The organism is Alteribacter aurantiacus DSM 18675, from assembly GCF_000429705.1.
GTDB classification, from domain to species: Bacteria; Bacillota; Bacilli; order Bacillales; family Salisediminibacteriaceae; genus Alteribacter; species Alteribacter aurantiacus.
In genome coordinates, this window is record NZ_KE386941.1 from 626,799 (window position 1) to 640,835 (window position 14,037).

The window sequence follows — 14,037 nt, forward strand, 5'->3', positions numbered from 1 at the left end:
GATAACATACTTTATGGTTTATGAAACCCACTCACCCACAATCATCCCCTAAAGGCATTTTATTCCACCACCGAGTTGCTCAATTTGATTTTTTCGATCCATCCATTCATGATGGAGAATGTGAGGTGAAAGGCAGTGAGTAAGCATAAAAGAGGTCGAATTATCTTTCACGTGGATATGAACAGTTTCTATGCATCTGTTGAAGCTGCCTACGATCCAACGTTAAAAGGGAAGCCCGTTGCGATTGCGGGAAACATAGAAGAGAGAAGAGGCATTGTTGTAACAGCCAGTTACGAAGCGCGGGGAAAAGGCGTGAAACCTCCAATGCCTTTGTGGGAAGCTAAAAAGCTTTGCCCAGACCTTGTTGTAAGAAAGCCGAATTTTGACCGGTATCGAAAGGCTTCCCAGGAAATGTTTCGCATTCTCTATGAGTATACACCACTGGTAGAACCAGTTAGCATTGATGAAGGCTACATGGATATAACGGAGGCAGTTGCTTCCACAAGCGCTATTCAATTGGCTGAAATCATTCAATCTAGGCTAAAAAAAGAACTCAATCTCCCATCAAGTATAGGTATCGCACCTAACAAATTTTTAGCTAAAATGGCCAGTGATATGAAAAAGCCAATGGGGATTACCGTGTTACGAAAACGTGAGATCAATCGCGTTCTTTGGCCTATGAATACAAAGGAAATGCATGGAATTGGTGAAAAAACAGCGGAAAAGCTCAATAAATCAGGAATTGATACTATTGGCGAACTGGCTAAAGCAAACCCGGAACACTTAAAACAAATACTTGGTATTCATGGGCTGAAATTATATGAGAAAGCAAACGGAATTGACAATCGCCTTGTCGACCCCGATAGTGTAAATGAATTTAAAAGTATTGGGAACTCTACTACGATGCCAAAAGACCTGACAGATGTTCACAAGGTAAAGAAAGTCTTAATGAATTTAGCCGATTCCGTAGCAAGAAGAATGAGGAAAAAAGAAGTATATGCATGGAATGTTCAATTAACCATTCGTTATCATGACCGGAAAACAATAACGAGGAGTAGGAAGCTTGAATACCCTGTTCGTTCTCACCAAGATCTTTTTGAAGCATCTTCCGCCCTTTTCGATAAATATTGGAATCAAGAACCAGTAAGGCTTCTAGGTGTGACGGCTATGGATCTTGTAGAGAAATCGTACGCTTATAAACAGCTTGATTTATTTTCCTATAAAGAAGATGAAAAAAAACACCAGTTATCGACGACGGTGGATTCCATCCGTGATAAATTCGGAGAAAGCATGCTCTTAAAAGGTGTACAACTTTCGAAAGACCGGAGTGACCAGCTACGAGATCAAAAAAGACGGGGAACAAGCCTTGAAAAAGACTTTCTTAGAGAAAACCTGTTTAAAGATAAAGATGAATAAAAGATGACTACTTCAATGGGAAGGGTCATCTTTTTTGTTATTTGAATGTTTAAAAATGCTTCCGTTTATCCGATATAAGAAACAAGGATAAATGAGGTGAACAACATGAACGTCCAAGTGAAGGGGTTAACAAGTCAGCTAGGTGGGAGCGATCGTAGTGCTTCCTTAAATGTAGGCGATCGATATGAAGCAAAAATAGTAGAAAAGAAATCGGACCGTGAAGCGGTCGTTTCAATAAGAGGACAAAAAATTCATGCGATATTTGAAAAAGGTGTACCTACGTCACCGATTACATCAATAGAAGTAACAGGAAAATCCGAAGAAGGTATCCAGGCAAGAGTTGTGTCTGCACCGCTTCGACAATCGAGTGGTGGCGACCCCGTTCCATCTAATAGAACATTAGATCTAATAAACGGTCAATCGAGTGAAGTGATAAAGGCGGCGGAGAGGTTTGTACAAGCTGGCGTGCCTCTTACAAAAGAGTCCGTTAATGACCTTAAGCAATATATAGAAAAAGGGCCTAAAACGTTGGAGAACCGTCTTGATACTGTGCGGCAATTGGTGAATCGGCAGCTTGAACCGACACAAAGCCATTTACAAGCAGTACACGAAGCCCTCCATGGTCAGTCTCTTCACAAACAAGTATCCACCATTTCACCATCGGCCCAAAGAAGCGCTTCGGTAGACCTTGAAAGAGATCCTTTTGATTCGCTTCGAATGCAACTAAATGAGTCGCGAAATCCGGACACCATCGCTACTCTTAAACGGCTTCTATTACAACAGAACGTTCCAATAGAACATCAACGCACAGCAAATGAACTCATCCAGCGAATGGAAACCCTTATTGATCAAGGGAGAGGAACACAAGCATTGCCGGTGCTCGATCAACTAAAAAACCTTATACAAAAGCCAGAACCTCAAACGAATCAACAACAAATCCTGAACGGCATTGTAAATGAACCGAACATGGAAGAAAATCTTATTCGTGCGAGAGATGTATTAAGCACGCTTTCCATGACGGTGGATGAAAAGCGCGTGTTGCTTGCCAATGTGAGTGAAGCAGAAGAACTTGTATTCAGAGGCCGTGAGCTTAAAGGAAGGCAATTGCTCTTAGAAACGATGGAACGAGCGGTGTCCATTGGACAATCTTCTCAACAAGCACCCCCTGTCAAAACACAAGAGTATATCAATCAGGCTTTTGCTCAAACGCTTCCGGTTGCATCACGAGATTACGTAGTAACAACTGTAACACAGAAAATGGCTTTAGCTACCGATGACTTTAAGCAAATGCAAAGAGACGTCTCAAAGCAACTTGACCGTATTCAACATCTTATCGTTTCATTTAAAGCTCAAAGTCAACCTCAAGTAAGACCTATGATTGAGACAACGATTCAGAGTTTGGACAGAGCACTTATGAGAAGTGACTGGCTTTTATTTTCAGACATGAAGACCGAGAGAAGAATGCTTGAGGCTAGCAGTCAATTAACGAGCGCTAAACAACTTCTTGCCAAAGGTGATTATCAAGGAGCAAGGAAGCTTGTAAATGAGGTTTCTCAAATCATCGACCGCCTCCAATTTAAGCCTTCGGATACTAAAGTTCAACATTTTGCCTCGCGACAAGGGGAGTGGCAAGCCGAGCGACCTACTCATACTCGCACAAGTTTACAGCTCGACGAAGCGGCGAGGGGGATGACTAGAAATGAAGGGTCAGGAAGAACGGTGTTTGAGGGATTAAGGCAACTAGGCTTAACTAGGGAAGCGGACATCGCTCGTATTCTAGCTGCTGGTAAAGGAAATATCGAAGAGGCGAGCCAACGAAACGTAAAAGGTTTATTGATGCAGTTGGCTAAAGGAGAAGAAGAAAGTGGAAGAAGCCAAGCGCAACAGGCGTTACTGAATACCACAGGTCAACAACTCCTTGCCAGAAGCGATTCCCAACATGCCCACCTGCAGTCTTTTTTACTTCAACTACCGCTTTTATTACATAATCAATCCGAGAACTTGCAAGTGTTTATCAATGGGAGAAAACAAAACAGCGAACAATTAGATTGGGAAAACTGTCGCCTATACTTTTTAATTGAGACGAAGAAGCTTGGTGAGGTGGGCATTTCTCTTCAAGTATCAAATCGAACGCTCAATCTTATATTAGAGAATGATTTACCTGACTTCAAAAGAAAGTTGGAGCCAATTACAAAAGCATGTTTAAAACGCCTTGAAGAAGTAGGATATATTGCAGGGAATATATCCTATCAGCCACGTACACGCGAAGAAGAAAGCCCAAAACGGGTACCTGAAAAGGCGATTGCTGATAAGAGGAAAGGATTCGATTTAAAGGTATGATGATAACCAAGCATGTTAACCAAGTGAATCAGAAAAGAGTAAGGGGACCTTTAGCCGCTGTCATTCAATATGATGAATCGAACGACGGTGCACCATCTGTAGTTGCTCAAGGGCGGGGTGACGTGGCCAGTCAAATCATTGAAGTAGCAAAGCAACACGGAATTCCAATGGAGGAGGACGCGAATTTATTGGCAAACCTTCTTGATCTTGACTTAGGTGAACAGATTCCTCCCCAGTTGTATTCAGTAATGGCGGAGATATTATTGTTAATTGAAGAAATTGATCAGACCTATTAAAAATAATCCTAAAAAACCGATATAACCAATAGAAGAAAAAAGGGGAATGAAAATGATTAGTAAGGAAGCTCTACATAGAAAAACGTCCCAGGAAATAACAGCGCTTTTGTACGAGGCATTGCTTGATCATCTTGAAGAGGCGTTAGCTTCCTCTAATAAAACGGATTATCATAGCACAAACCTTCATTTACAGAAGGCGAATAACATTCTCGAACGCCTTGGGGCGGGGTTGAACTACGAAGCCGGTATTATTGCTGATCAGCTAGAGACCCTGTATCAATATGCTTCTAGCTTAGTCGTTGAAGCTAACCTTACAAAAGACTCTGATAAAATAATAGAAGTGATAGCCATCATCGAGTCCATTTCAATTGCATGGAAAGAAGCAATTGAAACAAATGATGACCATCAGCATATTCGGGTCAAAAGACAAACTCAAGCATATGAGAGCCAGGCTACCTATCAATCTTAAGGAAAAGGTGAAACAATGAAAATTAATAATAATATACAAGCGTTGAATGCATATCGAAACTTGTTTCAAAATCAAACAAATACGTCAAAGAATTTGGAAAAGTTATCTTCAGGACTTCGAATTAACCGTGCAGCGGATGATGCGGCAGGCCTTGCTATTTCTGAAAAGATGCGATCTCAGATTAAAGGACTTAAACAAGCGGAAAGAAATGCCTTGGACGGGATCTCCTTAATCCAAACGGCTGAAGGAGCCCTTACTGAAGTTCATGCTATGCTACAACGAATGAGGGAATTGGCTGTTCAAGGAGCCAATGATTCTAATACAACAGAGGACCGTGAGCAGATTCAAAAGGAGATCGATCAGCTGAAGGAAGAGATCGATAGCATATCAGAAAAAACCGAGTTTAACACTCAAAGTCTTTTGGATGGTTCAGTTAAAGATTTGGTTTTTCAAATTGGACCGAATGCTGACCAAACGGTGTCCGTATCGATTGAAGAAATGACTACGAATACGTTAGGCATTAATAACATCAATGTTGAAACGGATGCAGAGGCAGCCATTTCTCAATTGGATCGTGCTATTAATGAAATTTCCAATCTTCGCTCTGAGCTAGGTGCCGTTCAAAACCGATTGGAGCACACCATTAACAACCTTCAAGTCACACACGAAAACCTCACATCCTCTGAATCCCGTATTCGAGATGCGGATATGGCAAAAGAGATGACGGAATTTACAAGAAACAATATTTTAAACCAGTCTGCCACAGCTATGCTTGCTCAAGCTAACCAGTTACCACAAGGAGTACTTCAATTACTACAATAATCCGAAAAACCCGGCTGCTTGTTGGAAAAGCAACGGGTTTTCTTTATAATCAGAAACAGATAAGCAAAGTGGGGGATTAGGTGTGGACATACAAAGAGTAGCCAGAATGAACGCAACAAGCAAGGCAGAGCCTAAAAAAACGGGAACAGATGCCAAAGTGACTTTTCGAGAGTTGATGACTAAAGGACGGGACAACCAAGCATACGAAAAATTACAACAGCTTCTAACAAAGATTGACGATCAAGGAAAAGCGTTAGCAGAATCGAGGACGATCGATGAATTGAGGGCTTATAAATCGCTTGTAAAAGAGTTTATGGACGATGCTGTGAAGCTTGGTTTGAGTTTGGAAGAGCGACAGGGATTTAATAGAAGAGGGCGAACCAAAGTCTATAAAATTGTTCGTGAAGTAGATCGGAAGTTACTTGATTTGACTGATGCGGTGTTAAATGAACAAAAAAAAGGGTTGCACGTATTAAGTTCAGTAGGTGAAATCAAAGGGCTTCTTGTCAGTATTTATGCGTAAAAAATTATTGATTGTTTGATAAAGGGGCTGGAACATAAAGAACGTGTTTAAAGTAAATCCGAATACTTTGCCTTTAGAGCGAATAGTTCTAGTTTCCGTACATAACAATTTTAGTTTAATGAATAAGGTGTATACACGAAAATTGGAATTTAAATCTATTCTCCGTCTATTGGTAACATTGGCAATTTCTCTTCGTTCAATCTAAAATAAATTTATCAAAACGGAAATGAGTGACGCCCATGTTTACAGGGAAATTTGAATATAAAACGGTCATTGATCAACCTATTGGTGAGGTTTGGGCATTCTTTTCCAACAATAATAATTTGGCAACGATAACAGGGTTTCCGAAAGTCATTGTACGTGGTAATGATGAGGTGAAAAAAGGCTCAAAAGTTCTCTTGGAATTGAACTTTATCATCATGCGCCTCAACTGGCAGGGGAGAATCGTTGATGTAAACGAAAAGGAGTCCTTCACTGATGTAGGAGAAAAGGTTCCGTTCCCATTCAGGTTGTGGTCTCATACACACCGCTTTAATTCAAAAGGTGATAAAACAATGATGGTTGACGAGGTTACTTTTCGCTCTTGGATACCTGCGCCGTTTATTAAAGTGATGCTCTATGGCATGTTTATGGACCGAAAACGACAAATCAGGAAGATGGGACGCTTATAAACCTCGAATTAACTAACGCCTCTTTAACGCTCTTTATTCAAATAAAAAAGATAAACCGAGCCTTTTCACTCGGTTTATCTTGAAGCTATATTCGACTTTACCACGAACGTTTATATTGGCGTGGGGTTTCAATTTCAACATCAAGCTCTTTTGCAGCCGTTCTTGGCCAGAATGGATCACGTAAGAAGGCACGCCCGATAAACACAAGATCGGCTCGGTCGTTTTTAATGATTTCTTCAGCTTGTAATCCAGTCGTAATCAGTCCAACTGCTCCTGTAGAAATGGCGGCTTCTTTTTTGATCGTCTCTGCATGGCGAATTTGGTATCCGGGATAAACATCAATGGGTGTTCGTACAATTCCCCCGGTACTGCAATCAACCAAATCTACACCAAGCTCTCTCATCCAAGAAGAGAAAGTAACCATGTCGCTTAAGCTATTCCCATCTTCATGGTATTCATCTGCTGAAATACGAACAAATAAAGGTCCGCTCCACACTGCTTGTACTTCAATGATGGTTTCTTTTAAGAAACGAAAACGGTTTTCAAGTGAGCCTCCATATTCATCCACGCGTTTGTTTGAGAGTGGAGAGAGGAATTGGCTGATTAAATAACCGTGAGCACCATGGAGTTCGATTATATCAAAACTAGCTTCCTTTGCTCGTATAGCCCCTTTTTTAAAGGCGCGGATCGTTTCTTTTATCTCTTCAATTGTCATTTCTTTAGGAACCTTGGCATTTTCATCAAACGGAATGGCAGAAGGGGCAAGGGTATCCCCATCGTAAATGGCTTTGCGTCCTGCATGACCAAGTTGGATGGCTGTTTTTGATCCGTATTTTTTTATAGAATCCGTTAACTGTTTTAGACCTGCAACATGATCGTCACTCCAAATGGCCAAGTCTTGAGGGGAGATTTGTCCTTGCCTAGTCACTGGTGTGGCTTCTGTCATAATGAGTCCGGCTTGTCCAATGGCTCTGCTTGTGTAATGGACCATATGCCAGTCGTTTACAAGACCATCTTCGTTGTCACAGGAATACATGCACATAGGGGACATAACAATGCGGTTTTTCATCGTTACATCTTTAATGGTATATGGTGAAAACAATGCAGTCATCTAGAAATCCTCCTGTTTATTTCGAGTTACTAAATGTACTTTACCATAGTTCAGGTAGTCAGTGGAATAAAGAAGGCTTGGAGCGTAAAAACTAACGTTAAATCTCGAAGGCATTGAAAAAGTAAAATGAAATTTTTTCAGTGCCTTCTAAATCAATCCCTTGGAGGCAATGAGATGACGCATGGGAAAATCCTTTTCTTAAAAATGTTTACACAGCTATCCGCTTTGTTTCTAGTGTTTACATTCTATGGCTTTGACCCGGGCTTTTTATTTGTGTTTGCTGCATTAATGACAATGGTTACGTATGTGTTAAGCGATTATTTGGCTTTTTCCTTTTTGGGAAACTGGCAAGCGGCCGTTGTGGATGGTCTGATTGTATGTGTATCCATGTTAGCCTGGCTGTTATTTACTTCAGGTATCTATTTCTCTGTTTTTGCGGGAGTGGTGTTTTACGGATTGATCGTTTCTTGTGCAGAATGGTTTATTCACGCTTATGCGATTGCGCCTGTACGTAGGGGAAATCATAAAGATGATGAACATCTACAATACGAATAAAAACAGCCCTGCAAAATTTAGCAGGGCTGTTTTTATCAATTCTTTTTCTTTTGTTCGTGAAGGTATCCGCTAAGGTAACCTAATAATTTACTACGGGTAATGATGCCTAAAAAGGATCCGCGATCATCCTCAACACAGATAAAGGGATTGTTAATGGAATAAGACAAAGCTTTTTCAAAAGGAGCGTCTTTCTTAACGCATGCGAAGGTCGTACTCATCACTTCAGCGACGGTTGTTTTGTGGAGACGATCCGGTTCAATCTTTTCTATTCCAATAATTGAATCGAGGATTTGTGCTTTACTAATCAACCCTCGTAGTTTAAATGTTGTGTCGAGTACCGGAATCGCTGTGTAGCCTGACTTTACTAGTACAAGCAACGCGTGTTCGAGTGAGTTATCCGGTTGAACGTGAGCCACTTCTTCTGCCGAGATAATGAACGATTCAATCGGTTGTTGAAGAATATGAGCTTCTTGCAAGTTTTGCATGTTAGCAGCACACTTTCTTTAATTTATTTGTACCATGTATCAAATACCCAAATTAAGGATAAAAGTAAACGTCTTTATTTTCTCCCACTCCTATATTAGTGGTAAGACGAGGAAAAGTCAACGCATTGTGAAAACGCTTACATTTTAAACTATGAATGATTTAAAGAACGGTGCTTGTCCATTGTTTATTCATGCGTTTGGAGTTCCATACTAGTGATAGGGGATAAGAACTGCAAACGAGGTGAATGCATTGCACAGCAAACAAACAGTCCGGTATTTATGTCAGAAGTACCCTTCTGGCAATGAGTACTATTATAAAGAAGAGATCATCACTCATGATACGTGGGATAACCTTGATTCTCTTGAATGGGGAAGAAGGCGTCCTGTTTCAAAACAAACAGTTGAGAAAAGAAAAAAGGAAGGGTTCAGAGTGATCACGACCATTGTTAAAAAGCCCAAAGGCAAGCTTTATTACTTTCCGAACGAAAATTTGGCTAAAAAAAAGGAGAGAGGGTAGTGGGAAGCGAACCCAATAAGGATATAGATTATTTATCGGGGTGAATCAGATGGGGAAATGGCAGACAAAAGAACAATTAAAGGATTTAACCATATCATTATGTGAATATGGAAGCGTATCTGGAAGTGAACCTGAAATCGGAATTATGGAGTATGTGGATTATCAGCTGAAAAGGCTTGATTACTTTAAGAAGCATGAACATCACCTTCAAACTCACTATACGAATGACGGACGGAAGTTCGTTTCTGCTTTGGTGAAAAGCAAAAATAAAACGAAGAAAACGTTGATTGTGATGGGACATTTAGATGTGGTTGATGTTGAAGATTACGGAGAATGGAAACACTTGGCTTTTAAACCACGAGAGTTAACAGAACAAATGATTGCCCAAAAAGAACACCTTCCTATGGATGTCCAAAATGATTTGGAAAAGGGAGAAGAGTGGCTCTTTGGGAGAGGCGTAATGGATATGAAAGCTGGAATAGCGCTTTGTATGAGTATGATTGAAAAAGCCTGTGATGGGGCTTTTGATGGTAACCTGCTCATGCTTGCGGTTCCTGATGAAGAAGCCAATTCAACAGGCATGCGTGCAGCTGCAGAGAAGCTTTTAGATATTCGTAAGGATCATGATCTTACATACCTTATGGCGTGGAATACAGAGCCTGTCTTTTCTGGATATCCGGGAGATGAATCATTGTATGTTTATCGAGGCTCATTAGGAAAAGTGCTGCCAGGGTTTTACTGTTACGGTGAAGAAGCTCACGTTGCTGAGCCTTTTTCAGGATTAAACGGGAATTTCATGACCTCTTATTTAAGCGATGCCTTTGAATTAAACCCGAACCTAACGGAACAAACTGGCAATCAACAAACACCACCTCCTACTAGTTTGATTCAAAAAGACTTGAAAACGGATTATTCAACACAAATTCCCCATACGGCAGTTGTGTTATTTAATCTCCTCTTCATGAAGAAGAACATGAACGACATCACAACAGAATTATTGGATGTGGCGCAAAATGCGGCGAACAATATTATTCAGGCTTATGTTGAAAGAGAACGTGCTTTTGCCAAAAGACATGATTATGAACCTGAAAAGAAAAACATTCGAATTTTAACGTATGAGGAATTGTGGAAGCACGCTGTTGCCCAAGTGGGGGAAAAAGAAGTAGAACGACAAGTTTCCTTTATCCAGGCTAATGAAAGTAAACAGGACGATCGAGAGGTAACCATCCAAACGGTTCATCATATTGCCGGTTTTTGTAAAGACTTGGCTCCGATGATCGTGTTGTTTTACGCACCACCTTTTTATCCGGCAGTTGAATCTGTCGATCACCCTTTAGTTGACAGGATCGCGAAGAAGGTCAAAGGAGATGCTGAGAGGGTAAGTGGAAATGAAGTCATTGACTTGCCATACTTTCCGGGTCTGTCGGACTTAAGTTATTTGCAGCTACCAAACAAACGAGACTCGTTGAAGATGATGTTAGATAATATGCCTTTGTGGGAAGTGAAGTACGATTTGCCTCTAGTGGCGATGGAAGAGCTGAACATGCCTTTAATGAACTTTGGACCGATGGGAAAAGGAGCTCATAGTTGGACGGAGCGACTTCAAGTTACCTATTCCTTCGGCAAATTTCCAAAAGTGTTGGAGGAAGGGATTAAAGCGGTTTTTAACGAAGAATAAGGCATAACAAAAGGCCGTCCTGTTAAAGTACGGCCTTTTGTTCTAGTTAATCTCTGGATCGATTTTCGTCAATAAAATGAGCCATCGAGACCTCATCGTCGTATTCCCCGTCAACAAACACCTGGTCTTTCTGTACTCCTTCTGTGACAAATCCGTAACGTTCGTATAGCTTTTTTGCCACTGTATTTTGTGCAAAAACAGTGAGACATACTTTATACAAACCATTTTGTTTTGCCCAATCAAGGGTGTATTCCATTATTTTTTTGCCGAGTCCCTTGCCCTGGGCTTCTTCTGTGAGCCATGTACGAAAGAGAGCCGTATGTCGCTTCATGTTTAAATCGCCTCTAATTAGTCGAGCAATTCCGTATACGTGTCCATCAATTTCAACAACGGTGTACATGTTGTTTTTGTCTGTCATCTCTTGAATGAAAGTTTGTTCTTCTTCAATGGTGCGAACGCGCTCTTTTTGTATGTAGCGTCCTTTTTGTATGATTTTTTCTACATTCGTAATAATGTCAAAGGCATCCGTTTTTCTTGCCTGACGAAGCGTCACTTCTGTTCCATCTTTAGCTGTAAATGTAATCTCATCGGAATTTAGCTCTTTGTTTTGTATCATCTTTTTCTCCTCCATGCTGCCAAAACTTTCCCGGGTCTATCTCCAGCGCGGTGGGAATTAACTCTGAGACCGGAACGATATGGACGTTTTGGTCTTTTAAATACGTTAGCGCATCGGAAATTCCGTTGAAGGTATCTGTTCCTTTAATTCCTACATGCCCGATCCCGATGGCTTCTCCGTTTTTTTGTGCTTGGTTACATAGTTTGACCATCTGATTATATACGTGGTTTCTTGAGGACTGGCTGTCATCAAGAAACGTGTCCCGAACACCGTATCGTAGCTTCATTTCCTCTGCCAGTTGTGGTATCACCGAGTCACCGCTTGTCCCACTATCGATAATGAAAAGGTTATTATCCTTGGCTACCTCAAGAATGGCTCTCATAATTCGTTCGTTCCCGACGATGTTTGATCCCATATGGTTGTTCAGGCCTTTTGCATGAGGAACGTCATCAATGGCCAGTTGAACACGTTTTTTCACTTCATCGGTGGAAAGGTCTGAGGTAATCGGAAGTGGTCCGAGCCAAGAGGCCTTTCCTCTTTTCGGTTCAAGAGGCATATGAACAATCACTTCGAATCCAAGTTCGTGGGCTCTTTTTGCTTGTTCGGTGGATTCTTCCAAGAAAGGCATTACAGCAACGGTAATTGGGATGTCAGCTTTTAAAAAACGATACACACCGCCTGTATTTCCGCCAAAATCGTCAATGATAATGGCGATCTTTGCCTCTTCCTTTTCCATCTGGGTTGCAAATGATGGATGAGGAAGGGCAGTAAAAAAGACCCCGAGGCAAATGATAATAGCAAGAAAGGTGGTTCGGTGTAAAGTCATTTTACTCATGTTTCATACTCCTTACTTGGCTTAATAAAAACATAGAGGCATGCGTTTTTATAGTATAGCCGAGATAAGGAGATATACTTATTTAAAAACTTCTTCATTCCCTTGATCAATAAATCTTATGGGAAAAATGAAAAAAAGCACCATCTAGGCGCTTTATCTCTGGTTGGGGAAGGCGGTATTGAGCTGACCGCGAAGCATTTTCTTTTTGATCTGCTCTCGATTTTCACGTTGTTTCTCCAACTTGCGGATTTCGAACGTCTGCATACCGTCTTCCATTTTATTGGCGATGTCCACAAGCCGTTCGACATCCATAAAAGAATACTTTCTTGTGCCACCCTTTGAACGTTCGGGGCTGATAAGCTTCCGCTGTTCATAATAACGGATTTGACGTTCGGATAAGCCTGTTAACTCACTAACAACGCCGATGCTTATGACTTTCTTTTCCTTGTACGCGTTCATCTTATCCCTTCCCTTGCCCCAAGCTTTGTAATTATTATAGCAGGAATAATAAAAATTGACTGGGTTATGTAAGGAAATCTAACAAGGGAGTTAAGGAAAGGTGGAACTTTACCTTTCCTTAACTCCCGAAGCGCTGAGCGATCCGGTGTATGTCTTAAAGCAGGTAAGGCGATTTTCCTTACCTGCGCACATCGGAAGGAGCCAGCGCCCGAAATGGAAAGGTGGAACTTTACCTTTCCTTAACTCCCCGTAAGGAGATATAGAAAAAGCAAGGACACGTTTGTCCTTGCTCGATCCATTAACCACTTTTTTTGTTGTTATCCAAGCTTTGTTTTAGTAAGTCTTTTAGCTCTCGAACTTCTTTTCGTAGCTCTTTTACTTCTTCTTTCGTTTCATCAATCTCTTCTTCATCAGCAGCTTCCGCTTTCTCAACGTTGTTTACGATAACTCCGATAAAGAGGTTAAACACGACAAATGTTCCTACTAAAACGAATGAGACGAAATAAACCCATGACCATGGAAGTTCCTCAAAGATCGGTCTCATGACTTGGCTGGCCCAAGATTCAAGGGTGACTACCTGAAATAGGGTGAGTAAAGAAAGCTGCAGCGACCCGAAATACTCAGGAGATACGTTTTGGAACAACATTGTCCCGATTACGGCAAAAATATAGAAGATGATACTCATCAATAAAAGAATGTTACCTAAAGCCGGAATGGTAAGTAGCAAGGCGTCAACTAGTCTTCGAAGGGAGGGGATAACCGAAATGGCTCGAAATACCCTTAACACCCTAAGAATTCTTAGTACGGTCACAAAGTATGCACCGGCAAGGATATGACCACTTAAAACGATAATTAGGTCAAACCAGTTCCAACCACCTTTGAAAAACGTCCCTAGTGATCGTGCAGCTAAAAGGCGAAGAATGATCTCGACTGTGAAGATGTATAATAGTATTCGATCGATCGTTAAAAATGTGTCACCATATTCGGCGTAAAGGTGCGGATACGTTTCCAGACCAACGACAATGGCGTTAATTAAAATAAAGGTAATAATGACAGCTGTGAAATATTTATGTTCCACTAACGTATCAAGCTTTTGTTTCCATGGGGGCATCGGTTTTGACATTCTATTCTCTCCTCAAAAAAATCACTTACGAAATAATCCTCTATCATTCTACTAAAATACCATTGAAGATGAAAGCTTTCCTTTATGTTTTCGAGAATTGTTTTAGACGAACGTACAAAGA

General features: G+C 40.9%; 16 protein-coding genes. 10 read left to right on the forward strand and 6 right to left on the reverse strand.

What is annotated here, in order from left to right; genetic code table 11:
• The first annotated feature begins 135 nt into the window (after positions 1–135).
• The 7 genes from G476_RS0106365 (at position 136) to G476_RS22820 (ending at position 6,537) form a co-directional block, all read left to right on the forward strand.
• Entirely contained in the window at positions 136–1,416 is a 1,281-nt protein-coding gene (locus tag G476_RS0106365) for a DNA polymerase IV (RefSeq protein WP_026689357.1), read from the forward strand.
• A gap of 105 nt (positions 1,417–1,521) precedes the next feature.
• Entirely contained in the window at positions 1,522–3,756 is a 2,235-nt protein-coding gene (locus tag G476_RS0106370; RefSeq protein ID WP_026689358.1) for a hypothetical protein, read from the forward strand.
• A gap of 23 nt (positions 3,757–3,779) precedes the next feature.
• Positions 3,780–4,052: an EscU/YscU/HrcU family type III secretion system export apparatus switch protein gene (locus tag G476_RS0106375; protein WP_425387211.1), complete on the forward strand. Its 273-nt coding sequence runs from the start codon at positions 3,780–3,782 to the stop codon at positions 4,050–4,052.
• A gap of 52 nt (positions 4,053–4,104) precedes the next feature.
• The gene (gene fliS, locus G476_RS0106380) at positions 4,105–4,521 is read left to right on the forward strand and encodes a flagellar export chaperone FliS (protein ID WP_051314681.1); all 417 of its coding nucleotides are present in this window, start codon (positions 4,105–4,107) and stop codon (positions 4,519–4,521) included.
• Between the two features lie 15 nt (positions 4,522–4,536).
• Positions 4,537–5,343 carry a flagellin N-terminal helical domain-containing protein gene (locus G476_RS0106385; RefSeq protein ID WP_026689361.1) on the forward strand — a complete coding sequence of 269 codons (807 nt, stop codon included), beginning with the start codon at positions 4,537–4,539 and terminating at the stop codon, positions 5,341–5,343.
• An 82-nt stretch (positions 5,344–5,425) separates the two neighbouring features.
• Positions 5,426–5,866 carry a YaaR family protein gene (locus tag G476_RS0106390; protein ID WP_026689362.1) on the forward strand — a complete coding sequence of 147 codons (441 nt, stop codon included), beginning with the start codon at positions 5,426–5,428 and terminating at the stop codon, positions 5,864–5,866.
• A 239-nt stretch (positions 5,867–6,105) separates the two neighbouring features.
• Positions 6,106–6,537 carry an SRPBCC family protein gene (locus G476_RS22820; RefSeq protein WP_051314682.1) on the forward strand — a complete coding sequence of 144 codons (432 nt, stop codon included), beginning with the start codon at positions 6,106–6,108 and terminating at the stop codon, positions 6,535–6,537.
• Positions 6,538–6,634: 97 nt separating this feature from the next.
• Here the strand turns inward: G476_RS22820 and namA are convergent, their stop codons facing one another.
• Positions 6,635–7,648: an NADPH dehydrogenase NamA gene (namA, locus tag G476_RS0106400; protein ID WP_026689363.1), complete on the reverse strand. Its 1,014-nt coding sequence runs from the start codon at positions 7,646–7,648 to the stop codon at positions 6,635–6,637.
• A gap of 174 nt (positions 7,649–7,822) precedes the next feature.
• Here namA and G476_RS0106405 point away from each other — a divergent pair, with 174 nt between their 5' ends.
• On the forward strand, positions 7,823–8,203 hold the full coding sequence (locus G476_RS0106405; RefSeq protein WP_026689364.1) for a DUF2512 family protein: 381 nt from the start codon (positions 7,823–7,825) through the stop codon (positions 8,201–8,203).
• Positions 8,204–8,238: 35 nt separating this feature from the next.
• Here G476_RS0106405 and cbpB read toward each other — a convergent pair whose 3' ends face one another.
• The gene (cbpB, locus tag G476_RS0106410; protein ID WP_026689365.1) at positions 8,239–8,688 is read right to left on the reverse strand and encodes a cyclic-di-AMP-binding protein CbpB; all 450 of its coding nucleotides are present in this window, start codon (positions 8,686–8,688) and stop codon (positions 8,239–8,241) included.
• Positions 8,689–8,938: 250 nt separating this feature from the next.
• On the opposite strand from cbpB, the gene G476_RS21385 reads away from it, so the two are divergent.
• Together G476_RS21385 and G476_RS0106420 are read left to right on the forward strand one after the other, a co-directional pair.
• The gene (locus G476_RS21385) at positions 8,939–9,205 is read left to right on the forward strand and encodes a hypothetical protein (RefSeq protein ID WP_051314683.1); all 267 of its coding nucleotides are present in this window, start codon (positions 8,939–8,941) and stop codon (positions 9,203–9,205) included.
• Positions 9,206–9,254: 49 nt separating this feature from the next.
• A complete protein-coding gene (locus tag G476_RS0106420) occupies positions 9,255–10,883 on the forward strand; it encodes a M20/M25/M40 family metallo-hydrolase (protein ID WP_026689366.1) in 1,629 nt (542 codons plus the stop codon).
• Positions 10,884–10,929: 46 nt separating this feature from the next.
• Here the strand turns inward: G476_RS0106420 and G476_RS0106425 are convergent, their stop codons facing one another.
• The 4 genes from G476_RS0106425 to G476_RS0106440 all read right to left on the reverse strand — a co-directional run bounded on the left by G476_RS0106425 (position 10,930) and on the right by G476_RS0106440 (position 13,916).
• The gene (locus tag G476_RS0106425; protein WP_035186184.1) at positions 10,930–11,499 is read right to left on the reverse strand and encodes a GNAT family N-acetyltransferase; all 570 of its coding nucleotides are present in this window, start codon (positions 11,497–11,499) and stop codon (positions 10,930–10,932) included.
• The gene (locus G476_RS21390; protein ID WP_245579639.1) at positions 11,468–12,334 is read right to left on the reverse strand and encodes a divergent polysaccharide deacetylase family protein; all 867 of its coding nucleotides are present in this window, start codon (positions 12,332–12,334) and stop codon (positions 11,468–11,470) included. The genes G476_RS0106425 and G476_RS21390 overlap by 32 nt, the downstream gene beginning before the upstream one ends.
• Before the next feature lie 153 nt (positions 12,335–12,487).
• Positions 12,488–12,793 carry a MerR family transcriptional regulator gene (locus G476_RS0106435; protein WP_026689368.1) on the reverse strand — a complete coding sequence of 102 codons (306 nt, stop codon included), beginning with the start codon at positions 12,791–12,793 and terminating at the stop codon, positions 12,488–12,490.
• A 298-nt stretch (positions 12,794–13,091) separates the two neighbouring features.
• The gene (locus tag G476_RS0106440) at positions 13,092–13,916 is read right to left on the reverse strand and encodes an ion transporter (RefSeq protein WP_026689369.1); all 825 of its coding nucleotides are present in this window, start codon (positions 13,914–13,916) and stop codon (positions 13,092–13,094) included.
• Positions 13,917–14,037: the final 121 nt, after the last annotated feature.

Bases quoted from the DNA above. Each gene is read 5' to 3' on its own strand.
- G476_RS0106370 (WP_026689358.1), top strand. From the start codon at position 1,522: ATGAACGTCCAAGTGAAGGGGTTAACAAGTCAGCTAGGTGGGAGCGAT.
- fliS (WP_051314681.1), top strand. From the start codon at position 4,105: ATGATTAGTAAGGAAGCTCTACATAGAAAAACGTCCCAGGAAATAACA.
- G476_RS0106385 (WP_026689361.1), top strand. From the start codon at position 4,537: ATGAAAATTAATAATAATATACAAGCGTTGAATGCATATCGAAACTTG.
- G476_RS22820 (WP_051314682.1), top strand. From the start codon at position 6,106: ATGTTTACAGGGAAATTTGAATATAAAACGGTCATTGATCAACCTATT.
- namA (WP_026689363.1), bottom strand. From the start codon at position 7,648: ATGACTGCATTGTTTTCACCATATACCATTAAAGATGTAACGATGAAA.
- G476_RS0106405 (WP_026689364.1), top strand. From the start codon at position 7,823: ATGACGCATGGGAAAATCCTTTTCTTAAAAATGTTTACACAGCTATCC.
- cbpB (WP_026689365.1), bottom strand. From the start codon at position 8,688: ATGCAAAACTTGCAAGAAGCTCATATTCTTCAACAACCGATTGAATCG.
- G476_RS0106420 (WP_026689366.1), top strand. From the start codon at position 9,255: ATGGGGAAATGGCAGACAAAAGAACAATTAAAGGATTTAACCATATCA.
- G476_RS0106425 (WP_035186184.1), bottom strand. From the start codon at position 11,499: ATGATACAAAACAAAGAGCTAAATTCCGATGAGATTACATTTACAGCT.
- G476_RS21390 (WP_245579639.1), bottom strand. From the start codon at position 12,334: ATGAGTAAAATGACTTTACACCGAACCACCTTTCTTGCTATTATCATT.
- G476_RS0106435 (WP_026689368.1), bottom strand. From the start codon at position 12,793: ATGAACGCGTACAAGGAAAAGAAAGTCATAAGCATCGGCGTTGTTAGT.
- G476_RS0106440 (WP_026689369.1), bottom strand. From the start codon at position 13,916: ATGTCAAAACCGATGCCCCCATGGAAACAAAAGCTTGATACGTTAGTG.